A 25,540-nucleotide genomic window follows, 5' to 3' on the forward strand; every position below is an offset into this window, starting at 1 on the left:
TGATGCCTCCTAATTTAGAGCGAGTGAGTATTTTGCCGATGGGTGACGAAATTCAGCAACGGTGGTTTGACAAGTGGCAGACTATTGTTGCGGAAGAGGAAACAGAAAAGTTCCGGGAATTTTTGCATAGTGAACAATGTCCGGAGCAGGTTCAGGAGTTGGCACGGGAACCACTTTTGTTGTATTTGCTCGCTGCAATGCACCGGGATAAGCAGTTAAAAGTAGAGATGTTTGCTAATGCTGATGTTGGTGGGGCGAAAGTCTCGGTTTATGAGCAAGCGTTGGAATGGGTGCTGGAGAAGCAGCGAGTAGAAGAAGGTAAAAATCTTAATCCTGAAATTACGAAGTTGGAGCCAGAAGATTTAGAAATTTTGTTGGCAGAAGCAGGGTTGTGTGTGGTGCAGTCTGGTGGGGAATATGCGGCAATAAAAATGATTGAAGACCGACTGCTGAAACAGGGATATAAGGAGTTGCAGGCGTTAATTGAAAAAGCTAGGCAAGATGAACGAGAGGATGGGTTGAAAAATGCTTTAGCTGCGTTTTATTTGAAGTCAGCAGCAAAGGCGGAAAATTCGGTGGAGTTTTTCCACAAGAGTTTTGGTGAGTTTCTCTGTGCAAAACGGATGGTGGAAGGTCTGGAAGATTTGACGGAGAAAACTGGGAAGCGACGTAAGACTTATGTGGTGTCTGATGAAGAGCTGGAATGGCAGGTTTACGATCTGTTTGGTTATCGCAATTTGACGGCGGAAGTTGTGGAATATTTGATGGCGTTGTTGGTAAAAAGTCAGGTGGAGTTGGTGGTGTTATTTGAGCGGTTACATGGGTTTTATGTAGACTGGTCTGATGGGAAGTTTATTGAGGAAAGGGAGGAAGTTTTACCTCAGAAAAAGACGAGGCAGTTGTGGCAGTGGGGTATTGAGTCTGGGCAACGTCGGGTGGATATTTATACGGGGTTGAATGTGATGATTTTGTTGTTTGAGTTGCATCGTTATGGGAGGTCTCACGAGGAGTTGCAGGAGCAGTTGCATTTTTATCCTTGTGGTAAACCTGGTGGTGAAGATTTTGATAGAACAAGACTACTGCAAATCATTGGTTATAGTCAATGTCTTGGGAATGGTACTTTTGTGGAAAAAATAGGTAAGTTTCTCAAAGATGCCGACCTCAGTTGTGCTTATCTCTATAATGCCGATCTCAATGGTGCTAACCTCATTTGTGTCAACCTTAGAGGTGCCGACCTCATTCGTGCTAACCTCAGTGGTGTTGACCTCCGTGGTGCTAACCTTAGTAATGCTAACCTTAGAGGTACTGACCTCTTTAGTGCCGACCTCAGTTATTCCAAACTCAATGATGCTGACCTCAGTAGTGCCAACCTTAGTTGGGTAAACCTGTTTAATGCCAACCTCAATGGTGTTGATCTCAGTAATATCACATGGGATAATCAAACCAACTGGTCAAATGCTACAGGTCTACATGAAGCAAGAGAAGTTCCAGAAGACCTACAACAAAACCCAGAATTTGCCGCAGCAGTTGCTCAGTCGGAAGCAGCAATTCAACAACAACAGTAAATTTTGTAGGGTGCGTTAGACGGCTTAAATTCAGAGGATGAAAGGAATTCAACAATCCGTCGTAACGCACCATTTTAGTTGTGTCGGTCTACTACTTTGCGGTGCGTTACGCTCCGCTAACACACCTTACTGGACTATTCTAATTATCCATTATGAAAAGCGCTGTAAAACTCAGACAAAGCAATATTTTTCCTTCTAACTCCCCCCTTTCAAAGGGGGGTAGGGGGGGATACCTTCTTCCTTCACTAACCCTCTAAATACAAAAAATGTAATCTCCCAAAATAATCACCAGCAACAATAGTTCTCCCATCCGGTCCAACTGCGCAACGTTTGAATCCACTACTTCCGATAAAAGTAGCGATCGCCTTCTTAGTTTTTAAATCCCACAATTTCAAAGTATTATCTTCCGAAGCAGAGATAGCTCGACTATTTGCTAATCCTACAACATCTAATACAGTTCCTTCATGACCTCTTAACACACCAACTTTATCCCCTGTTTCCAACTCCCAAACTCTCACATCATAATCATAAGAACTTGAAATAACATACTTATTATCAGGAGTCACTGCCACAGAATTAACGAAGCCAACATGACCAGTCAAAACCAAAACTCTTTCTTCTGTTTCTAAATCCCAAACCATAACATTTGTATCGTGAGCACCTGAAATTACATACTTACCATCAGGGCTTATTGCTATACAAGATACCTCCTCTTCATGACCTCCTAAATAGCCAACTTCTTGCTTTAATTCTAAATCCCAAATCTTCATTCCACGGTTTCCCCAATATCCAGAAATAAGAGCTTCACCTTCTGGGGTTAATACCATAAAATTTCCTAAATCTAAAGGGGATAAAAAAGCAAATGTTTCTTGTTGAGTTCTGGGATTACGACATTTCATTTTTCTGATTTCAGTACTAGGTTCTAAACTGCTAAAACCAAGAAATATTTGTTTACTATCTGGAGTAATTGCAAAACAACGTACTACTTTAAAGCCTTCTATTTCTATAGTACAAACTTCATAAAAATTTGTTAAATCCCAGACTTTTAATCTAAAGTCACAACCAGCAGAAATTGCCCATTTACCATTAGGAGCAATAGCAACAGCATCGACCTCTTCTGGATGACCAATAGGAGTATAATTTACCCGATTTTTTTCCCAAACTTTTGTTAAATCCCAAACTTTTATACTAGCCTCAGAACCACAAGAAATTGCCAGTTTACCATCCTTTGTAATGACAATATCATTTACATAACGACAATGGTCTCTAAAAGTAGCAATTTCTTTTCCTGTTTCTAAATCCCAAACTTTAATTGTTGAATCACCAGATGCAGAAACTAAGTGTTTACCATCAGGAGTTACTGCTACAGATTCAACTACACTATCATGACCAGATAATTGAAATATTTGTTCTCCTGTTTTTATATCCCAAACATAAATCCAACCGAACAAGAACTCCCATTCTCCATCAAGGTCGTACCCAATAACTCGCTTTCCATCTGGTGTAACTGCGGCTCCTTCAACTTCTGCAGTATGACCTTTAAGTGTCTTAATTAATTTCCTTGTTTTTCTATTCCAAACTTTGATAGTTTTGTCAAAGGAAGCTGAAATTATTTTTTCTCCATCCTGTGTAATTGTGACAGATTTTACTTCTGCTTTATGAGCTTTAATAGAGTGAAGAAGTTCCCCTGTTTTTAAATCCCAGATTTTAATAGTTCCATCATCAGAACTAGAAATAAATTCTTTTTCGTCTGGTGTAATAACTACTGAAGTTACTGGTTCAGAATGTTTATCTCTGGTAATTATTGCTTTTTTTTCGATTAAATCCCAAACTTTTATTGTTTCATCTGCTGAGGCTGAAATAAGTAGTTTTCCATCAGATGTTACTGCTAATGATGTGACTTCTTTTTTATGACCAGTGAGAGTAAATTCTTCTTTTCCTGTTTCCAGATTCCACACTTTAATTTGATTATCTCTAGCACCAGAAATTATGTATTGATTATCCGTTGTAACTACTACAGCATTGATAACTGCTGTATGACCTTTGATAGTACGAATTAATTCTGTGTCGGGGGGTGCGAAAGTAGGAACTAAAGGACGCAACCAAGCAGTTCTTCTACTTTTTTTTGCCCGTTCTAATAAGTTTTTAATATCTGGATTTTCAATACCAACTAAACGACTCCAAAGTTGTTCTATTAGTTGTTTTTTATCTTGTTTGATAATATCTTCCGATAGACGAAATACTCCTTGAATTAATCTCAAAGCCTCTATTTGTTGAGCAGTTATATCTGATGGTTTTGCCGGGTGTAATATTGAGTTATAATCCTCTATTAATACCTGGAGGTCATCCACAGCAATTTTAGCCTTAATAAAATCAAAATCTATTAAATATTGATATAACTGTTGGAAATTTCCAGCTTCTAATAACTCCCCAACTTTCATTTGAACAGCAGTTTTTTTATTTTGGGCAGGAATACTTTTCAACCAGTTACGGACTTCACTCATTTATTACACTCCTCTAGATCGGTCATTTCAGTTATCAGTTACAGCGTTTCCCGTTGTTATGAGGTACAAAATTTTAGGTTTGAGGGAACACTTAACTGGGAACAGGGAACAGAAAAGAATAAAAACAACTGTACCTCATAACTTCGGAAACTGCTGTATCAGTTATCAGTCAAAATTAAAAAATCAGGCGTTGGTGAATTTAGCTATGATTTTCGTGCTTAGGGGGTAGGGAATAGGTAGGGACGTTGTATCCCACATTCCGCACCACAAAATGTAGCAACCGAAGAAGGAGTCAGGAGACAACCCACCCCCGCCCCTCCCAGGAGGGGAACTCAGGAGACAGAATTTTAGAAGAAAATTATAGCTGCCGTGATTGAGTCATCATGTATAGCAAGTATTTATGCGTAAATTTTTTACTAGGAATTTGATGAACGAAAAAAGTATTGAGATGATTTGCATAGTATAAATACCTACCAAGCTACAGATTCATATACTACTTTTAATGATACGCTCTTGAAGTGCGGAATGTGGGTTGTATGCAACGTCCGTACAGATTAGTTCGTTCCTTCCTTTTGAACAAAAATGCTGACCAAGAAAGGGAACGCGCACCAAGTAGGTTTAAATTTGCTTCCATCTCCCCACATTCCCCTCCTGGGAGGGGGAGGGGCGAGGGGTGGGTTTCCATACCTCCCCACCCTTCCCACACTCTCCCTCTGTTTTTAAATAGATCCCAAATGCTTTCTATCAACCGGAAGGTGAGCGGAGAAGTTTAAATCTCCTGCTAAAAATTTACTCCTGACTCCTAACTTCCCCTCCCCTCCTGGGAGGGGTTAGGGGTGGGTTGGTCGGGGGAGGGGCGAGGGGTGGGTTGACTCCTGACTCCTATTTTCCGTTTAACTTCAGTATCTGTGCTGTCATTTCTAAACTTTCCTCATATAAAACATCCCTTCCCCAACGTTGTAACTGTTGCGCCATCAACGCTTCCGCCTTCTGATCGGTTAATGCTGTTACCTGTTCCGTCAGACAAGACTGCGCCTTACCGCCAGATTCTAAACGCATACAACCAGTAGTTTCAGAACACAATATTGTACAACAATTAATATCAGCATCAGAATTAGTCGAACCCAAACGCACACCGACTAAGTCTCCAGGAATTTCACCAAAATCAGCAGTAGGAATAGCTGCTAATTCGGCAACAATTTCTTGATTATTTTGCCCATGAAATTTTATATGAGTAAGATCATAGTCACCACCCACTTCTGCATAAGAAACTGGTTTCCAATCAAGACGACTAGCAAACCAACCTAAAAACATTAGTGCTTGAGCAGCATTTCCTTTTTCATAGTCAAGTGTAATAGTATCAACTTCCCATAAAGCTGCCCTTCGTTGGGGAGCGTCAAAAGTCGCAGCAGTTAATTCTTGCCAAGCTGAAAGACGATGCCAGTTGAGGTCGGCAATATAGGTTTCGTTATCAATCAATTCCTGCATCTTTAAAAATTCTGATTCTGGATCGGAAAAGTAGCAGGAGTCCATAATTATACAATTACTGGTCTCACACAAACTCCGAAATAATTCCTGCTCTGTGTTGGGAGTTGCTTTCCACCATACAAATTTAGGTAGATCGGGAATCATTAATGATGTTACCGTTTCACCTACCCTTTCCATTGCTGATTTTGTTCCCCGTAGGGTGACATATTCACTACAAACTAGGTTTGAGGTACTTTGTTTCTGAATTGGACAGTAGGCAGATACTTGAGCTGTTACCCCTGTATCTTCTTCTCCAATATTTGGGCACAGAGTAACGATACGACAGGGGTTTTGAGTTGCGATCGCGTCTGCTAAACTAAATCCTCTGACATTAATGTTTGTGACTTGTTGTCGGTCTCCTGGTTGTTTGGCAAATTCCTCGCGCAATTTAGCTAGGGTTTTGGGGTCTACTCTACCCGTGATTGGCAGTTGATATGTCTTTTGTGCATTTCTAATTCCATCCCTAGTTTGTGGCCCATGAATACCATCAATAGGGCCTTCGTAGAATCCTAATCCCCCTAGCAATTGTTGAAATTCTTCTGGTTCGTAAATTACCATGCTAAAAGTAGCAGCTCTGGTAGCAATGGGTGCTGCTTTTCCTCCATTTTGACTAAGCCAAATTTTACTTAATTCTTCTTCTATTTCTCCTAGAGAAATATCTTTTGGTTGTTGTAAGGCGACAATTGGTGTAGTCATTTTTTTGTTTGTCCTTAAGTGTTAATTTTTGTTTATGAGATATTGAATAATTTAATCGGGCTAACTACTGAAGTCAAATAATTGGACAGTATTATACACAATTATACATTCTTTGTGGTACACTATAATCATAGAATATTTACCTAATTTCTGTGATTATAATAGTAGGCGATCGCTATTGCTAAACCACCATCTTTATCTCCAGATTCTGGCTTTGTTTCTTCAATTTATACAGACAGGTTGCAGTCTTTCCTAATAAGATTAGCAAGTTCCTTCAAACTTTCAGAATCATCATTAGTAGCATTTCCTTCTAACTTAATATAAGCTTTCATATAATAATTACTCAGTTTAAGCAGATTTTAAATTTACACAATACAATAGTAGTAAAATTATACTAGCACAATTATATTACTGTAAAGACTAAAGCCATAAACATCGGTTTTGCCGATTTATATAATCCTTTTGTCTCCCTGTTGCCTGTTAGCTAATTAGACATTTCCAATCATAAAAAATTAAATTAATTATCGTACATAAACTATCAATTATTTTGTAAGCATTCAGCAGTAAGCTATTAGCTATCGGAGGAGTTCATTAATTGATAATTGATAATGGATAATTGATAATTACCTCGGGTTTTAACCGCTACGGAATTGAATATAAGGAAATATTATTTCTTCTCTTGGTCGATGGTCGGACAGCGAGGAGACCCGCTCTTATCAGAGCCGCTCCGCTGTTAGCGCAGCTTTGCGATAGCAAACGCCATCCCACCCAACGGGGAAGCTGCGAAGAGAGAACTCCGTTCCGCTGTCGCGTTTCGCGTCAGCGTTGCGAAGCAAACGACCGCTGTCTTGGTCTCATGGATATGGCGAGGGGACCTCGCCATCCCACCCTACGGGAAGCTGCGCTACGACCGCTTTTTTTCCCTTAAAAAGGGAGGCTTCAAGGCGCGAATTATTTAATTATTAATTATTAATTATTAATTATTCGGTAAAAGTAATTGAGAAATGCAATTGAGAAATTTGGATAGAATTAAAACTTACTGTAAAATTATGCTTTTTTAAGCTTATAAGAAATTATTCATTATTTGCTGTTAACGCAGTTCCTCCGCAGGAGGCTAGCTGACTGCTAAGAGCTGTTTGCGCAGCATTCCGCAGAAAATACTTACATTATTTCCCCTACTCCCTACTCCCTAATCCTTCTTTTCTTAGGAAAAATTCTCTCAGAGATTACTTTTAATTTTTGACTTGTACATAACGCTATTTTCTGTCTTTCCTAGAAATTAAACCTACTAAATTATCAATATAACGGCTAGCTTCCATTGGCATTACTTCCATACCATGGAGTACTTTTTGATTAAGAATAAAGTATACTAAAGAACCAACAAAAACTATAGCAGTTGCTTCTGGATCGTCAAGGTTTAATTCTTGATGTTCTTGCAAATATTTTGTCAAAATTTCTACTGCTGGTTTTGCTATTTGAGTTAAAAATAACTTGGATAAATCTGGATATTTTCCTGACTCAGCAATAATTAATCTAACAAATTCTAAATATTCAGTATCGTTGATGTTTTCTGTGAGTAATCTATCAGCTAAATTGCGCAATACTTGTTCTGGTTCTCCTTCAAGTGGTTGTGACCAGACAAAATTAAATTTTTTGGTAGCTACTCGCTTGACTAAAGCTTTGAATAATCCTTCTTTATCTGTGAAATGACTATATAGGGTTTGTTTCGATACCCCTGATGCTTTGGCTACTTTGTCCATACTGGTACAAGCATAACCATTCTTCAGAAATTCTGGTATTGCTCCTCTTAATATTTGTTCTGCTTTGTTGACAGCACCCTGGCCGTGTTTTTTCAGCCTCTTAATTTTGGTCATTAGCTTTTTTTTCCTTGATATTTTTTTCTTTCTGAGTTGACATTATTAAACTTGTAGTTATATATTATAAATATAATCAAACTATACGGTCTAGTCTAAGTATAGAATTAGTAATATGAGTATAATTTGTATCTCTGTATTGGCAGGCACAATCGTCTTATCTGACACAATTATTAACGGTAAACTACAAGTCTCAAAGCGGTTATTCAATTGGATAGAAAAAGTTGGCGATCGCTCTCAAAGTAAGGGCAATATTTCTGAAATTTCAGAATAATGTTGCTAGTAGTATTTGAGTATCAAAATTTTCACTACTGATGGCTAATATTAGTAAAGGAAGATTAATTAGCCATTAGTATTTTTATATAGTTAAGGACTTACCAATAACCACCAAATATAGTAGGGGTTAACGGCGGTTAACCCCTACAAATGCTATATAATCTCGTATGGGTGCGTAATATCATGTTCGGACGGGTCAGTTATAAATAAAATTTAATGACTGACAGTATCGACAGTACCAAAGAAATACTGAAATTATCAATACTATTCTCCAATATTTCCTCTTTTTCTCCTTTCTTCCCCTCCCCTCCTGGAAGGGGTTAGGGGTGGGTTGACTTCTGAGGACTCACAACATTTATTTATAAGTATTCAACCGAACATGATATAAGTCCTGATAATTCAATTCTACAGATTTCCTGCCTTTTGTGAAAAATACACCATTTAATAATTATTTTGACAACTCTATTCTGTACTTTCCTTGTTGTTTAAATTTTTAGTTATTTGCTCTAAAGGAGGCGTAAAAACCTCTATTTTATGTTCATTAATAGTTTCATTAAAAATAAGCTCTGAACATTGGGAACGTAAAGATTTCCATAACATTGTTTCTTCGTAATGTTCAAATTCTGCCGGAATATAATCTAAAAGAGTTTTAGAACAAACAACAATTAATCTTTCTTTAACTCTGGAAAAGGCTACATTTGAGCGATTAAGATTCAGTATAAATTCGACATTTTTACTAATAGCAGACGGGTCGCTTGCTGTAGCAGAAACAATTATATTTGGACGTTCGCCACCTTGAAATTTTTCTACAGTATCTATCACATCAATAGCATTTTCATAATAATCTGCTAACTCTGTTTTAAGTAGAGTTCTTTGGGCACGATGTGGGGTAACAATTCCGATACTTCCATCAGGAATTTCTCCACCTGCATCAATAATTTGTTTAATTATTTCTACTTCTACTTGGTTACTACGTCTTGACTTACGCTCAGAATGAAGAACAAGATAAAGACCTCTATTTCCTCGCAAAAGTTTTTCCCAAGTTCCATATATTTCCTTTTCTTCTATATTTTTATCTTTTTCTTTACCTCGTAATTGAATATTATCTAACTTACTATAAAGACGTGCAATAAGTTCGCGAATAACTGGCGGTAAACGGAAGGTAAAATTTAAAGCTGAACATAATATTGCTGTCTCAGGAATTTGAGTATCTGAGTTTTCTTTTAAGTTTTGAATTGCCTGATATGCACTAACGTAAGGTTGGTAAGATACTACAGGAGGACGGTCTTCATTTTCCCAATCATGGGTAATAATGGGAGTAAGTTGTCGATGGTCTCCAGCTAACATTATTTCACCATCATTTTTGACTAATGTTGCTAATGCCAGAAAGTGAGGAAATACCATCATACTTGCTTCATCAACAATAAGAGTTTTTGTTTGAAAACCTTGGGGATAATCTTTTAAAAAATTCTTTCTTTGGTTCAATTCATTAACCATCTTTAAAATTGCATTGGTTGTTCCTCCAATTACTAAAACTTTCTTTTTACGCATTTGATTAACATCACTAACACAAGGTTTAGAAGAAAAAGAATTAATATTTGTATTTTGAAAATCCTCGTTGTTTTTAGGATCGACTCTGCTAAGTTGAATTGATGAAAAGTTTAAGTTTAGATTAGTAGCGTGTTGATTCAAAATAGGTAAAAGGCGATCTAGACGTAATAGTAATTCATCTACAGCTTTATGAGTATGGGCAGTAATAAGAACAATATCTCCTGGAGAACTTCGTGCCAAAATTCTTAAAAAAGTAGCGATCGCTGTTATTTCTGTTTTACCTGTACCTGGTGGGCCTTGTAAAAGTTGAATCTTAGTTTCTAATCCATTTATTATTGCTTCTATTTGCTTATCATCGAGGTTTTTATTATTTGGTAATGGTAATGAATTAAGAAAATTTTGATATTTTTCTAAATCATTTTTTGAAGGAGAAATTTGCGGTGGAATTTGAGGATTTTCTGGAGCTAACCATCGACAAACATGATTTCCTTGAGTATTCTGTAATTTTTCATCGACTTTTCCAGCTATAAAATCTGAGGGACTTTCATCAAGAGTAGCATTTGGAAAAATTTGTTCTTGATTTCTATTACTATAAGAATTACTAAATAACCTATACCGATCGGACTTGCTAAAAATAGGAGATAGTTCTATCTGTTTAGTATCCCAATTTATTTCATTTACTATACAGGTACTTCCACCACGCAAAAGTTGATTAATTGTCTGACCTTTATATGGATTTTCAGCACAAGGACTAAGCCTAACAAAAGAACTTTCATCAATTGTACAATTAGCTTGTAAAAGTTCGGGAGTAATACTATATCCATCAAGATTAATTTCTGCTGTTAACTTGTTATTATATAACTCTATATTTTTAACAGGTATTGTTCGTCCTAAAGAAATACGATAGATAGGTGGAACTAAATTATTTGCAATCCAATCTGTTAATTTAACGTGCTGGTCTAAACGGAGAAAATCTATTCCTGCTTGAGCAGCATTATCTACACCTAAATTAAAATCTGGTAAATTAGCAATAGTCAAAGATTCTTTTATTATCTCGGAATTTTTAAATATAATTCCTTCTTCAACCCACCTAATAGCATGAGTACGAGCGCGAAAATATTCTTTTAAATAATTTGGTATTTGTGCTTGATTATAATTTTTAATAGATTTTTTTAATTTGCCTTGAAGGTTTGAGTCATTAGGGTTAGGAAGTTTTCTCCAATAGGCACGCCAATATGCTGCACTAAAAGAATTAAAATATCTTAGTCTCACTTCAAACTGATGTTTACGAATATTGTCAGTATTTGATTTTGAAGTAGCCCATTGATTATTACTCTCTATCTCTAAATTAGTTTTAAAGTCAAATATATCTTGAGAAAAAACTCTATCTAAATTAACATTTTTCCCGTTAATCTTTCGTTGCCAATGATAACGTCTGCCAAACCATTTAAGAGAAGTTACAACTGTTAAATCTCTACCAGTCCATCCCAAAGCATAACGACGATCTACTTCATCATAAAGACAAGAATAAATTAGTTGTTCTAAACTTTCTCGGCAACCAAGTAACTCCCGTAGATGACTCAGAAGTTGAGAACTAACGCGAGAACAACCTTCAACTAATTGGGTCATTTCTTGACGTGACCAAACATAAAAATGAATGGGAGCTTCTTCTGTTTCTGCAACTTCGGCAATAGTATCAACTAATTCTAATAAAAATCCTTGTATTAGCTCTTTTTCGGAACCATTGTCTTCTTTATATTCTCCCATCCATGCCGATGTTTTGAACTTAATTACATCTTTCCCTTCAAGTTCTTTTGATGAGTAAACAGTTTTATTGTTGTCATCTTTTCCTGTTTCTATATACTCCTTAATTTTCGGGTCGGGTTGCCATTTACCATTTTCATTTTTCTCAAATTTTGGGTCTAATTTTCCCTGACTTTTAGTCACATGAGCTGCCAGAGCACCTATTCTATTTTCGACATAATCATATTCAACGGTAAGATATACCCGAATCAGATGTTCTCCATTAATAATATGTTCGGGAAGTTGACTTTCACCTGAATATTTTGGCAGTGCTTCTACTTCATAAGTATCTGGATTAGAATTTCCATTAGGAAGAGTCCGTTTACGAGTTTTTGCTTTTAATTTAAGTAACTCTAAATTCTCTGTAAAACTTGTATCTTTTTGAATTTCAACCGCTTGAGTTCCTTCTAAATCAAGTTCAGATAAATCATCAAGATTTTTGACACCTACCTTATGTAATATCCTGACAATTGATGAATCTATTCCTAATAATTCTAAACGTTTTTCTCTAGCACTTTCAGCTAAACAATGAACGCTTAATGTACAATCACTACATTTTTGGTCTAGCTGATAATCTAAATCAGATAAGTCCATTTCAACTATCCGCTTTAACACGCCATCAGATGCTAAAAGACGATTAATATCAGTTTCTATCGTATCTAGATTTAAAGCCGGAGATTTTATAATGTCCTGACTTTTATTAGTATTTTCATCAATCCGAACTACAACACATTCTATATTTTCTGGTTTGAGTTTTATTCCACAGATATTGATTGAATTTTCTTCTATTAACTGATGTACTAATATCTGATATAAACCAACCTGTACTTGATGATAAGTCCGGTCTTTTCGAGATGCTTTACCTTCAACTAATCGTAATTTTGGTTCATCATTTTCCCAGAGCAAAACTACAAAGTCAATTTGTCCATAAATATTAAACTCTCCCAGAGTTCCTTCTATAGAAATTTCTCGTCCATAAGCTTTTTGTTTTTCTGGGAAATTTTTCAGCTTTTCAACAAAGTCATTCCATTCAGTTGGTTGATTTTCTTGATCGGAATTCTGACTCATTTTAGTTAAGTCAAGAAAGCCATCTTTTTCCAGCGAAATTTCCCATTCATTTTCTCTTCTTCGACCTTCCTCTTCCAAAACTGGGTCTAAAGAAGTAGCAAAAATTAAGTTAGAAAAAGGAATATCTTTTTTAGCAAGTTCATAGTCGTTATATTTTAACTTAAATCGGCGATCGCATGATTGATAACGAATATATTCAGCAATATCGGTAGCTCGAACTGATAGTTTTGTTGTTGACATAATAATCATTTATTCGTTAATCAAGTATTTTAATTTTCAGCCTAATGCAATACGGCTATGATAATAAATTATAACTCAATTCATACTAATTCGTTATCATAGTTATATAACTATCAACCTATATTTAATTTCCTACCTGATAAACCACAGACTTTTCACTACATATTTTCACAAAACCTCGACTCTGTATTAGCTGTTCAAATAATTCCGTAGACAAACTATTTTCCACAGACCAAACACCCGGTTTATTCAGTTTTCCAGACAAAATCAATTCGGCAATACCACCAGCACCAATACCTGTAACAGTTGCAGTATCTTTATGTATAATTGACGAGCAAAAATCAGCTTTTTTCCCTGACTTTTTACCAATAACTTTCGCTTGAATTGCCACACCAGTACCGCTATATTTATCTGTAACTTGAGTCATTTTATAACTCACTTGAGATAAAAATTCTACTACCCCTGAATTCTTTAACCAACTAACAGGAAATAAATGAGCAGTCATCCAAGTCAGATGATTATAAAAATCGGGAAAAGAACCAAACTTTGTAGTTACAGTTTTCACAGGAAAAGAAGTAGCTAAAGTCAAAGACTCTGGCATATCAAACCAGTAAACTCCAATTTTTCCGTAGGGTTTTGGAAAATCAATAACTTGGCGATCGCTATAAGGTTTAACAAATTCCCACTTGTTATTTTTCCACACCTCAAAATGATTTTGTAAACCTAAAAAAGTAGTCCGCATAACTGTTACTCCCGCTCCACCAGAACCACCTACTACATAACTTAAATGAATTTCTTCTGGTTCATCAAATTGTTCTACAGATTGACGGACTAAACTATTAGAAATTCCTGGAAAAATACCTGTATTAATCATTGCAGTAACTCCAGCTTGCTTGGCAGCTTCAGAATATTCTAAAGCTTTAGAAGTAAAACCTCTATGGTCGCTAATATCAACATAATTAATACCCGTTTCGATACAATTTTTCAGAACATTAGTATCGCGATGATGAAATGGACCTGCACAATGAATGACTAAATTCCCAGAATATTTGCTGTAAGTATGAATAATATTTTTGACTCTTTCTTTGTCTGCTAAATCTAAAGTTAAATATTTAACTCCAGGAATAGGAATTTCTTTAATATTTGCCTCTGGTTTACGTCCGGTAATAGTAATTTCTGAGTCAGTATAAGTTGCTAAGTCTCTGGCAACACTACTACCAATTCTGCCATATCCACCTATAATTAAAACTTGGTTGGTCATCTTTAGTTAATTGATGTTTAATTTAATCAAAAGTATCCAAATTTTTTAGGAATCTCATATCATGTCCGGATAAGAGCGTGACAAAAAAACTTTCTCCTCTTTATATCTTAAAACTCCCTCTTCTTCCCTCCTAAATTCAGACTTATGACTCCTCCCTGATTATTTATAACGATTCAACCGGACATTGCCAAATAATTAAGGTTTAAAACCTCTCCTTTAAAGAAGAAACAAGAAAAAAATTTTCCTTTGAGTCAATCCTCTCCTTGAAAAGAAGAGGTAATAATTAATTATTAATAATTAATTGTTGAAATAGCTGATTAACTGGATTAATTTTTCAATAGTAACTCTGTGAAATTACCTCCTTCATTTTCTGGTTGAAGATACAACGTGCAAATTCGCTCGACATCCTCTGGAGAAACTTGATTATTCTCACACCAAAGCTCAAGACAAATATTACTTAGAGTTTCTATTTCATCATAATTAACATTAGCTGTTGGGGTATTTTCCTCACAAGCAATTTTATTTAATACTGTGACAATTTCAGGCTCAGTCAAATTATTAGTATTAGGGTTGTAAAAAATACCATGATATTTGTTTTGATGAAACAGTAGCATATAAAGTAAAGGAACTTTATCTGAAGATAATTTACTACTAATTAAATCATCTGCCAAAGTCTCAGTATAATCTCGATTAAGTTGCAGTTTAGCAGTATGTTCATAATAAGGAGAAATTTCTAAATTTGCCAGAGCATTCAAATCCATTTCTCCAGATTGAATTGTGACTTGAGATGCCATTTCTGAAGCGTTTATTTTTTCGATTTGCTCTGTGGTTAAAACAGGCAAATCAATTACTTTTTTTGATTCGTAATGGCGAGACATTAAATTTTCCCATCGCTTTTGAATTTGTACTAAATCATAATTAATTGTTGTTGGTTTATTTTGATTGGTAAGCGTTGGTACAAAAGTGTAAATTTCGACAGTACGAGGTAAGTGCCAGAAACGTAAAATTCTCCCTGCTCTTTGTACTGGTCCAATGGGAGTCCAATCAATATCATAATTAATTACAACTGAGGCATCTTGCATATTTACACCCACACCATGAGCATCAGTAGAAATAAAAACGTCATAATTTTCTGAAGATTTATCATCTTTTTTATTAGCACGAGGAGCAAATTGTTTAATCATTTTTTCAATTTCTCGACTATCCTTCATCTTGAATTTTTCTTCGCTTTCACTTTCTTCAATAGTAGCTGCAATCTTTAAAGAAGGAAGTATTAATTTCAGCTTCTGACATAGATAAATAACAGTTGCTCTTCTTTCCGAAAAAATAATTACTTTTTGCTGATTTTCTAAAGCCTTTTCAAGAATATTTGACAAAGCCATGATTTTTATATCATTACTGTAATTAAAATTTTTAAGCTTAGTAATGATTGGTCTTAAAATTTCTTCTCTATCTTCACGAGAAAAACTAAATTTTAGCTTGCCAAGTTTATAACTATTGTCCCCTCCTGGAGTATCAGCAATACTTTCTAGGGTTCCTTGAAGTGCTAAAGGAGAACTTGCCCAAGAAACTTTTACTAATTTGTTAAATACATCTTTAAACATAGGATTTCTAGAATTAACTTTGAAATATCCTTGGGTTATCGCTTCAGTTAATTCTGCTTCAAAAATTAGTGGAAAATTGATAGTGTGAAGAACTACATGAGGAATATAACGTTTTTCATCGCCGAAGTTTATATAAGTTCCTTGTTCATCCTTTTGACCATAATATTTAGCAACGTGAGGAGTTGTTAATTGACTTACTACTGAAAGTTCTATAAATTCATCTGTGTGTTCAACAGACCAAACTTTTACTCTTTTAGTTTCTTCAGAAAACAAATCTCTCTGATTTGGTAAAACATTCAAAAAATAGTCAAATTCATGGGGATTATTAGCTGTCTGAGGTAGAAGATAGAGTTGGTTATTAATATTGTTAATATCTTTAGCATAAGGAGAACCTGTCAGAAGTAAAACTTTAACATTATCTTTTTCTACTAACTTTCTAAGTCTAGTAAAAGCCTTTCGTTCTGGAGGATTTTTGATCATATTAAACAAGTTTTGTTTATGACGGTTTCTAAATTCGTGACTCTCATCAATAATTAGTAACCAACGTTGCTGTTCAACTTCTTCTAAAATTTCTTCAAATACCCCTAGTCTATGAGCATCGTCAGAACTTTTCTTATCAAATATTTTTTGCACAAAAAATTCACAATAAATTCCTGCTTCTCGCATTTCTTTTTGCCAACTACTAGAAACTGCCTTCGGTCCTATAATCATTACATTATCAATCAAATCTTCTTCTTTTAAATGTATAGCTACATGAACAGCAACAACAGTTTTTCCTAATCCAGTTGATGCAACTATCATTGAACCATTAAAGTCTCGCATTTGCCGTAATGTTTGGTCAATCATACCAATTTGATAAGAAACTGGTTTTTTTGTGTAACGAGTTTTAGGAGGTTGTATATTTTCAAAAGCCAACATAGTTTTGAGATAAATATCCCAAGGTGTATCAAATTCTAACCATTTCAATAAAATATCTAGAAGTTCTTGAGTTAAATCTTGAGCATTAATAAAGTAATTGTCAAATTCTTTAACTAAAGCAGCAACTTCAATTTTATTCTTAATAATATTCCCACCTTCAACCTGTTCCAAAAGACCTTTTCCTGTTAGATTTGAAGAAGTTTGAATTGCTGCTTCTCCATCGGAAATATAAAGTTTGTTGTGATGGTCTGCTGCTCTAGCGTCAACTATTTCAAATTGGTTGGATTGTATTTTTTCTACAAGGTCAATAACTGCTTGTCTTCTATCTTTATCTAATCCTGTCCGTAAATCTCGCATAATTTCCTGAACTAAAGCCATTCTTGCTCTTTGTTCTCCTGGATCGTCTAAACCAACTAAAAGATAGGTTTGTTTACCTTTAGTAAAACGACGGATTAAATTCCATCCTTTGATAGTAAAAAAACCTGTAGCAATCCGAATTTTATTTTTAGCTTTTTCTAGCCATTCACTAATGTTTTGAAATGATTGACCAGATGCAAACCAACTTAAACGTTTTCTGCTCATTTTTAAACCTTTGGTTTTGGCATTTTCATATTTTTTTATAGTAGTAAGTTTTTGGCTGATAACAATAAATATTGTTTTTTTTACTCACCCTACAAACTACAATATTATGATAATTTTTAACAGTCAGATTCTTAAACAAAGTATAAAGATAACTTACGTGATCAAAAATGGTATTAAAACCATTCATTCTGACTCCTGAATCCTAATAAATACCATAGAGATTTGTAGCAAACATTTATCAAATTGGTATAACACACCCTACACAAATCCATTCTAATTATCAAAAACAAATGTTGTAAGATTTTGGTAATTTTGAATATAATCAAAATTGACTTAAATTTAATCAATATAATTTTGACAGTTAATTAGGGCTTGCTGATTAATTCTCAAAGTATTGACTGATATTGGTTTTAGCATTTTTTAGTTGAAAAAAGTCTAGCCTTTTAGGTCGTAATGGTTCAAAAAATTAGTATTTTAGGCGCATAGTTGCGCAGAAAAATCAAGGGACTATTCTTCCTCTTACCTCCTCTATAATTCCCATTTCTCCTGAGGACTGACTCCTGAGGACTGACTCCTACCCTCACCCATAATACTTTTTCAGCAAACCCTAATTATGTTTCGCCTATTTGGTACAGGAATTGGTATTTTTGTTGTTGGTATCTCTGCATATTGGGGAGCATTAGATTTTATGCAGTTAACTAAAACTAATCAACAACTTGCACAATATGCTTTTGAATTATCAGATAGAGAATTTCAGTATTTATTAAGTAGAGAAAAAACTCACCGGATTAATGTTGGTTTTGAAGGGACTTGGATATTGATGGGGATAGGAATTATTTTGCTGAGTAATCAAAATCCAAGATAATTCAAGAATTTATAATTTAGAATTATTAATAATTAAATAATTCGCGCCTTGAAGCCTCTCCTTTTAAGTTAAGGGAAAAAAAAGAAATAATATCTCCTTATATTCAATTCAGTAACGGTTAAAACCCGAGGTAATTATCAATTATCCATTATCAATTATCAATTAATTAACTCTCCTTTAAAATGAAGAGGATTGACTCAAAGGAAATTTTTTCTTTTTATCCCCTTTAAAGGAAAGGCTTTAAAGCTTAATTATTCGGTAAATTTAAAAGTAGCAATTGTCCTTGATTGAATCAATCTGAGAAAAAGCAAACTTGAGCGCTGATAGCTAACCGCTGTTTGCGCAGCAGTCCGTAGGAAATGCTTAGAGCAACTTTATTTTTTTACCTGAATTACCTGAAGACTACCACCAGCATATAAAACAGGTAATGGTGAATCAGTCTCAACTAAATTAAACCCTACTTCTTTCAATAATCCCAATATATCTGTATTAATAAAATTCCAAGAAGTTTCAGTTTCAAATAACCATAAAAATATGGCAAACCCCGGCCAAAAAAGAATATTTGCCGGACGATGAAAATCAACAAAAGTAAAAATTCCACCTGGTCTAAGAATACGGTAAACTTCTTGGATAATTTGCCGTAATTGTTCAGAATTCATCTCATGTAAAGCAGCGCTCGTATGTACTAAATCAAATTGATTACTTGAGAATGGCATATCCTCAGCAAATGCCTCTACATATTTAGCCAATGGTACATTTTTTTTAGCTCTATTTATTGACAGTGGAGAAGCATCTAATCCTGTAACATTTTGGGAGTGTTGAACTAGAAAATTAGTTGCTTGACCACTACCACAACAAAGGTCAAGTATTTGAGTATTTTGCTCAATAGTTAAACCTTGTAAAGCTAGCTGACGAAAGTTATTTTCTCCCCCAACACTAACAGCTGCTAAACGGGAAATACCGTCATATAACCATTGATATTTGTAGCTCCAGTCTCTTAAAATTGTTGCCATGAGATTAATAAGTCAAAAGTTAACAAGTCAAAAGTTAACAAGTCAAAAGTCAAAAGTTAAAAGTCAAAAGTGTATAAATTTTATTTATAGTCGATCGCTCAAGTAGAATAAATTCGGGCTAGTAGTTGACTCTTTATTCCTTGGAAAATATACTTAAGAAAATATTAATATGTTAAATTTAGTAACAAATATTAAAATTGGAGCCTGATTAATACTATGAGTCGTGTTGGAGTTTTATTACTTAATTTAGGCGGGCCAGAACAACTAGAAGATGTCCGTCCCTTTCTCTTTAATTTATTTTCTGACCCAGAAATTATTCGTTTGCCCTTTCCTTGGTTACAGAAACCTTTGGCATGGTTCATTTCCACTATGCGTTTTCAAAAGTCTCAGGACAATTATAAAGAAATTGGCGGTGGTTCTCCATTAAGATCGATTACTGAACAGCAAGCTCTGGCGATCGAAAAACAGTTAGAAGAAAAAGGACTAGCAGCGCAAACTTATATAGGAATGCGTTACTGGCATCCTTTTACAGAAGAAGCTCTGGCTAGAATTAAGCGCGACCAAATAGAAAAGTTAGTAATTCTGCCACTTTACCCTCAATATTCTATCAGCACTAGCGGTTCTAGTTTTCGGCTACTCGATCAACTCTGGCAAAAAGACCCAGAATTACAAAAAACTGAATATACCGTTATTCCCTCTTGGTATCAACGACCAGGATATATTCAGGCCATGGCAGAATTAATTGCTCAAGAATTAGATAACTGTCCAAACTCAGAACAAGTACATATCTTTTTCAGTGCCCATGGTGTACCAGTTAGCTACGTTGAAGAAGCAGGAGACCCTTATCAGGCAGAAATTGAAGACTGTGTAGATAAGATTATGAAAGCTTTGAATCGTTCTAACTCTCATACCTTAGCTTATCAGAGTCGGGTGGGCCCGGTGGAATGGTTGAAACCTTACACCGAAGAAGCTATTCAACAATTGGCGACTGGAGGGGTTAAAGATTTATTAGTAGTTCCCATTAGCTTTGTTTCCGAACATATTGAGACTCTGCAAGAAATTGATATGGAATATCGTGAGGTGGCAGAAGAAGCTGGAATTAGTAATTTTTACCGAGTGCCTGCTCTAAATACCCATCCAGTATTTATCAATGATTTAGCAGATTTAGTTGTTGAAGCTCTGGATGCTCCGACTCGTCATTTTTCTGATGCTATCCAGATGAAAAAAATTATCAAAATGTATCCCCAAGAAAAATGGCAGTGGGGTTTGACTACCACCGCAGAAGTATGGAATGGACGGTTAGCAATGCTTGGGTTTATGGCTTTGTTGTTGGAATTAATTACTGGTCATGGCCCCTTACACTTGGCTGGCTTACTTTAGAATAGGGACATTTGGCATCTAGCGATGCCCTTTCTAAAATTAATAAATCGGGATTACTTAATATAGCTTTAAAATATACCTTTACAGAAGAACACCATTCCTTTATTTTTAAAGTCCTTTATACCACCGATACCAATCTTGATAGCTACGAATTGCTAGCCACAATAATAGTAAGGCAATTAATCCTCCTTGTTGCGGTGCGTCAAAGGCAAAAATTACCAGACAAATACACAGAACATCTTGGACTAACAGCATCCAGACTGGCAAACCACGCCATCGATAAAACCATCCTACCTGAACAAGTTGCAGCACTAAGGCAAGTAAACTACCAACTACTCCCATTACGATCGTTATCCAGTCTTCTAAATGAGTAGCTTTAGCGATCGCCATACTCATAATTGCTCCTACTATTGGACTGAATAAAAGTTGAATTAAATTCAGAATACGTTGGCCTAAAAGCCGTTTTGAGGCAAATATTTCAAATAAAGACCAACTAACTAAAACTCCTACTACTATTTGCGGGGAAATATTGGACAGCAGAGGTACTTTCGACCATAAATCATTTTGCCATAAACCGATTAATAGTAACGGTAAGGCTATTCTGATACCTGCTGCTGCTGATGCAGACAAAGCTGCTAGGACTTCTACCATAAACGACAAAACAGGGCATTACTACTATTATTATCTATTTTAGGGTTTAGTTGCTGATGTCCGGGAGGAATATCTAGACTCAGGTATTTGAATCTCTGTAAAGTAATGTTTGACGATAATTTTTCTGATATTTTTGACTGATAATTTTATAGACATCTGTGCAGGATTTGTGAAAAAAAACTGAAGTAACAGAAATTGATGAATTGATGAACTGATGACTTATGTGGGAAAAAAAATAAAAAGTGGCGATCGACAGTGGTCAACCATTTTTAACTAGGAATTATAGGATGGGTGGTGGTGAGACCGTTTAGGAAAAACTTTTAAGCAATTATGGTCTTGTATTCCAGGCGGGAAATGCTTTTTTTTCTGTTACTGAATACCAGCAATTAGTTAGATTGATTCTATCAGCCTATGTAGCCAAAATTAATATAAATTTTCGTCTAAGAATGTCGAAAACTTAATAAAATCAAATCAAATTTAATTTGTATTTTTTAGTTTTGAGCTACCAAAAAGTAGGAGTTTTGAATGAACAGTACAACAATTTTAAATCAAAGTTTTATTAAAGTCAGAGGCAAACGTTTCCACTATCTCTGGTTGCGTGACAATTGCTTGAATCCTAAATCTCGTAATCCAGATACTTTTCAGAGAATTTATGATTATACTGAGAATCCACAACCAAAGCCATTATATGTGGAATTAAATGAAGAAGAATTGATTATTGATTGGGATGAAAAGCCTTCTCATCGCAGTATATATCCTATTTCCTGGCTGATGAAATATGCTTATGACCCAGATCCAAAGCAAATCTGCAACAAACCAAAACTTGTATTATGGGATCGATTTTGGTTCGATAAGCATCCTATAGAGAGACACGACATTCATTCATGTCCACAATTAGTGTGGATGGACGAACTTTGTGCCTTGGGATTTACATTGCTAAGTAATATGAGTATTGAGGAAATGGAGTCTTTTCTCACAAAATCTATTGGACCAATCAATGCTACATTTGAGATAGTGAGTGATGTTAAACCTACTCCAGATACTAAAGATTTGGGCGATTTAATGACAGGTCCAGAGGTATTACCTCACAATGCTCATAACTATAAATTGAGCAAGTTCTTGATGCTGTTTTTCTATTGCGTTGAACATAACGCTAAAGGTGGCGAATCAATATTGGTTGATAGTTTTCGGGTTTGTGAAGATTTTCGTCAAAAGTATCCTGAATACTTCAAAATTTTGAGCGAAACTCCGATTGTTTTTCATAAATTTGACCCCCAGAATAATTATTACTTTTCTGACAGTGCTCCGATTATTCAATTAGATACACAAGGTAATATATATCGCATCTGCTTTAACCAAAAAAACTGTGAACGAACTATCCCATTTGAGAAGACAGAAAGTTTTTATCAAGCTTACTCAATCTTCTATAACTATATGAAAAATCCAGCATATCAGTACCGCTTCCGTCTCAATGATGGAGACTGTTTGCTAATACATAATGTGAGGGTAATGCATGGACGGACAGCATTCAATCCTAGACCGGGAATTAGACATCTTAAAGCAGGATTTGTAGATTGGGACTATTTTATAGCGCGGCGTAACTTCTATCAAAGCAAGCATTTGTACTTAAGTGAATAGGCGATCATATAGACTTTCTTTGCCGTCTTTTTTACTTCTTCTTTCTTCCCCTCCTGGGAGGGGCGAGGGGTGGGTTGACTCCTGACTCCTGACTCCTAAGTAATGCGCGATTAATATCATACACGTTCTTCAGCAACGCTGTTATTCTTTATTTTTCTTAATCATTACAGTGAATCAAGAGCATTGACTTAATCAGAGAATAACGATACAATCTAAGATGTCTATCTTAAGATGCGGTCGGCTTGACCGTTGATGCCTGTGGACGGAGTGCTGCTGACAGTTCCGGTGGAAGCAGGAAGTAAACATTAAAATGTTACTTATTGTGACGTTTTATATGGGTTTTATGAAGCAGATTTATGATCTAAATACCAATACAATTTTATCAATCAAAATAGGTATTTATGTCAGATTCTTTATTTGCTGATGCTAGTCTCAGGTTAGAAAAAGCATTAAAATATGTCTCTCTTTCTGAAGATACAAAAGAGCGGCTCAAATACCCTAAAGCTAGTTTAATAGTATCAATTCCAGTCCGAATGGATGATGGTTCGTTACGAGTTTTTCAAGGTTATCGAGTTCGTTATGATGATACAAGAGGACCGACAAAAGGTGGTATTCGTTATCATCCAAATGTTTCTATTGATGAGGTAATATCTTTAGCATTTTGGATGACTTTTAAATGTGCAGTGGTGAATTTACCTTTTGGTGGAGCGAAGGGTGGAATTACTGTTAACCCGAAAGAGTTATCTCGGATGGAATTAGAACGTTTGAGTCGGGGATATATTGACGCGATCGCTGATTTTATCGGTCCTGATGTGGATATTCCCGCACCTGATATGTACACTAACCCGATGATTATGGGTTGGATGATGGATGAGTATAGTATTATTCGTAGACAATTAATTCCGGCAGTTATTACAGGTAAACCTGTTACTATTGGTGGTAGTTTAGGCAGAAATACGGCAACATCAATGGGTGCTTTTTTTACTATTGAAACTATCATGCCAAAGTTTGGATATATTCCGGAAAAAACTACAGTTGCAGTACAAGGTTTTGGTAATGTAGGAGCATTTTTGGCAGAGTTACTTTGTCAAGCTGGTTATAAAGTAGTTGCGGTTAGTGATTCTCAGGGTGGTATTTATTCTTCAAAGGGTTTAGATATTCCTAGTATTCGAAAATATAAGGAGTCTAATAAGGGTATTCAAGCTGTTTATTGTCAAGGCAGTGTTTGTAATATTGTTGAGCATCAAATTTTGACTAATAAAGAACTTTTAGCTTTAGACGTTGATATATTAATTCCTGCTGCTTTGGAGAATCAAATTACTGAGGAAAGTGTCAAAGATATTAAAGCAAAATTTATCTTTGAAGCTGCAAATGGTCCGACTACTTCTGCTGCAGATATAATTTTAGAAGACCGTGGAATTTATGTATTTCCTGATATTTTAGTTAATGCTGGTGGTGTGACTGTAAGTTATTTTGAGTGGGTACAAAATCGGAGTGGTTTGTATTGGACTTTGGATGAGATTCATCAACGCTTAAAAGAAAAAATGCTAGCAGAAACAGAGCAAATTTGGCAAATATCTCAAAAGTTTTCTATTTCGATGCGAACTGCTGCTTATGTGCATGGGTTAAACAGATTAGGGGAGGCAATTAATGCTAAAGGAACTAGGTCGTATTATATGAAGGATTAAAAATATAGGGGGAGTGTGAGGAGATGGAGACCCACCCCTGCCCCTCCCCAACCCACCCCCGCCCCTCCCAGGAGGGGAATTTGGGGAGATGGGGGGATGGGGAGTGTGGGAGAAATTAAAAAATATATATTCTCACCATTACCATGCAGGACTACCTAGGGTTTGCGCTCATAAAGTCTTTTTGCTCTTTGTAGGAGACAACCCACCCGCGGGCTTCGACCAACCCACCCCTCGCCCCTCCCCCTCCCAGGAGGGGAAGACAGGATACAGGAAGAACGGGGAATGAGCGAGGAGGTAGGAGCGGGCGTTTTGTCGATCGTGATTTTTCGGCTTTTGCTTCGGTGAAAATCCTCACTTTTTTAACTACAGCAACCGAAAAGCTCATACTTTTTCAAGACAGAAAAAGCCTAAAACCGATATCAGTCAATGCTTTGATGTTTAATCAGTAAGCCCTACCTATAGTAGAGGTTAACGGCTGTTAACTCCTACACATGGTGTATTATTTCGTATGCGTGGGTAAGTCCTGGTGATCAAAAAACTTTCTCCTTCTTCTCCTGTTCTTCCTCTTCCTTCTTTCTTCTTTCTTCCCTCCTGACTCAGTCATTCCCTCCACGGTCGGGGTTGGGGGTGGGTTGACTCCTGAGGACTCCTTGGTATAACTACGCCAGACAGCGCCAACTCATCAACAATTTAACTTTTTTACTCTAATTTTAACTCCCCCGGCGGGAAGTCCCGCGCTCTCCCGTAGGGGAGCGTCGTATGGGAAAGCCGGGCGTTATGTGTGTGGTTCGTCCTGATTTTCTATATACTTCTTTAGCACTGAAACACTGACGCCA

14 protein-coding genes are annotated in these 25,540 nt (G+C 35.8%); 6 read left to right on the top strand and 8 right to left on the bottom strand.

The window, feature by feature from the left end; translation table 11 throughout:
* On the top strand, positions 1-1,565 hold a 1,565-nt coding region (locus F6K15_RS32045), incomplete at its 5' end, for a pentapeptide repeat-containing protein (RefSeq protein ID WP_293069308.1).
* A gap of 245 nt (positions 1,566-1,810) precedes the next feature.
* Here F6K15_RS32045 and F6K15_RS32050 read toward each other — a convergent pair.
* The 3 genes from F6K15_RS32050 to F6K15_RS32060 all read right to left on the bottom strand — a co-directional run bounded on the left by F6K15_RS32050 (position 1,811) and on the right by F6K15_RS32060 (position 8,166).
* On the bottom strand, positions 1,811-4,069 hold the full coding sequence (locus tag F6K15_RS32050) for a hypothetical protein (RefSeq protein ID WP_293069310.1): 2,259 nt from the start codon (positions 4,067-4,069) through the stop codon (positions 1,811-1,813).
* Between the two features lie 882 nt (positions 4,070-4,951).
* Entirely contained in the window at positions 4,952-6,292 is a 1,341-nt protein-coding gene (opcA, locus tag F6K15_RS32055) for a glucose-6-phosphate dehydrogenase assembly protein OpcA (RefSeq protein WP_293069312.1), read from the bottom strand.
* A gap of 1,256 nt (positions 6,293-7,548) precedes the next feature.
* Positions 7,549-8,166 (bottom strand): TetR/AcrR family transcriptional regulator, encoded by a 618-nt coding sequence (locus F6K15_RS32060; protein ID WP_293069314.1) that lies wholly within the window; start codon positions 8,164-8,166, stop codon positions 7,549-7,551.
* Between the two features lie 115 nt (positions 8,167-8,281).
* Between F6K15_RS32060 and F6K15_RS32065 the strand changes: the two genes are divergently transcribed.
* Entirely contained in the window at positions 8,282-8,440 is a 159-nt protein-coding gene (locus tag F6K15_RS32065; RefSeq protein WP_293069315.1) for a hypothetical protein, read from the top strand.
* A 464-nt stretch (positions 8,441-8,904) separates the two neighbouring features.
* On the opposite strand, the gene F6K15_RS32070 is transcribed toward F6K15_RS32065, so the two are convergent.
* From F6K15_RS32070 to F6K15_RS32080, 3 genes are all read right to left on the bottom strand, one after another.
* The gene (locus tag F6K15_RS32070; RefSeq protein ID WP_293069317.1) at positions 8,905-13,104 is read right to left on the bottom strand and encodes an AAA domain-containing protein; all 4,200 of its coding nucleotides are present in this window, start codon (positions 13,102-13,104) and stop codon (positions 8,905-8,907) included.
* A gap of 124 nt (positions 13,105-13,228) precedes the next feature.
* Positions 13,229-14,365: a saccharopine dehydrogenase family protein gene (locus F6K15_RS32075; RefSeq protein WP_293069319.1), complete on the bottom strand. Its 1,137-nt coding sequence runs from the start codon at positions 14,363-14,365 to the stop codon at positions 13,229-13,231.
* A 326-nt stretch (positions 14,366-14,691) separates the two neighbouring features.
* Entirely contained in the window at positions 14,692-17,469 is a 2,778-nt protein-coding gene (locus F6K15_RS32080) for a helicase-related protein (protein WP_293069321.1), read from the bottom strand.
* 613 nt (positions 17,470-18,082) lie between these two features.
* Here F6K15_RS32080 and F6K15_RS32085 point away from each other — a divergent pair.
* On the top strand, positions 18,083-18,334 hold the full coding sequence (locus tag F6K15_RS32085) for a hypothetical protein (RefSeq protein WP_293069323.1): 252 nt from the start codon (positions 18,083-18,085) through the stop codon (positions 18,332-18,334).
* 374 nt (positions 18,335-18,708) lie between these two features.
* On the opposite strand, the gene F6K15_RS32090 is transcribed toward F6K15_RS32085, so the two are convergent.
* The gene (locus tag F6K15_RS32090) at positions 18,709-19,347 is read right to left on the bottom strand and encodes a class I SAM-dependent methyltransferase (RefSeq protein ID WP_293069325.1); all 639 of its coding nucleotides are present in this window, start codon (positions 19,345-19,347) and stop codon (positions 18,709-18,711) included.
* Positions 19,348-19,563: 216 nt separating this feature from the next.
* Here F6K15_RS32090 and hemH point away from each other — a divergent pair, with 216 nt between their 5' ends.
* Positions 19,564-20,727, top strand: a complete 1,164-nt coding sequence (hemH, locus tag F6K15_RS32095; RefSeq protein WP_293069326.1) for a ferrochelatase — start codon at positions 19,564-19,566, stop codon at positions 20,725-20,727.
* 108 nt (positions 20,728-20,835) lie between these two features.
* On the opposite strand, the gene F6K15_RS32100 is transcribed toward hemH, so the two are convergent.
* On the bottom strand, positions 20,836-21,378 hold the full coding sequence (locus F6K15_RS32100; protein WP_293069328.1) for a DUF4126 domain-containing protein: 543 nt from the start codon (positions 21,376-21,378) through the stop codon (positions 20,836-20,838).
* Positions 21,379-21,903: 525 nt separating this feature from the next.
* On the opposite strand from F6K15_RS32100, the gene F6K15_RS32105 reads away from it, so the two are divergent.
* Both F6K15_RS32105 and F6K15_RS32110 read left to right on the top strand, forming a co-directional pair.
* A complete protein-coding gene (locus tag F6K15_RS32105; RefSeq protein WP_293069330.1) occupies positions 21,904-23,016 on the top strand; it encodes a TauD/TfdA family dioxygenase in 1,113 nt (370 codons plus the stop codon).
* 401 nt (positions 23,017-23,417) lie between these two features.
* Positions 23,418-24,704 carry a Glu/Leu/Phe/Val dehydrogenase gene (locus F6K15_RS32110; RefSeq protein WP_293069332.1) on the top strand — a complete coding sequence of 429 codons (1,287 nt, stop codon included), beginning with the start codon at positions 23,418-23,420 and terminating at the stop codon, positions 24,702-24,704.
* The last annotated feature ends 836 nt before the right edge of the window (positions 24,705-25,540 follow it).

Origin of the sequence: Okeania sp. SIO2B3 (genome assembly GCF_010672525.1) — a bacterium.
Taxonomy (GTDB): domain Bacteria; phylum Cyanobacteriota; class Cyanobacteriia; order Cyanobacteriales; family Microcoleaceae; genus Okeania.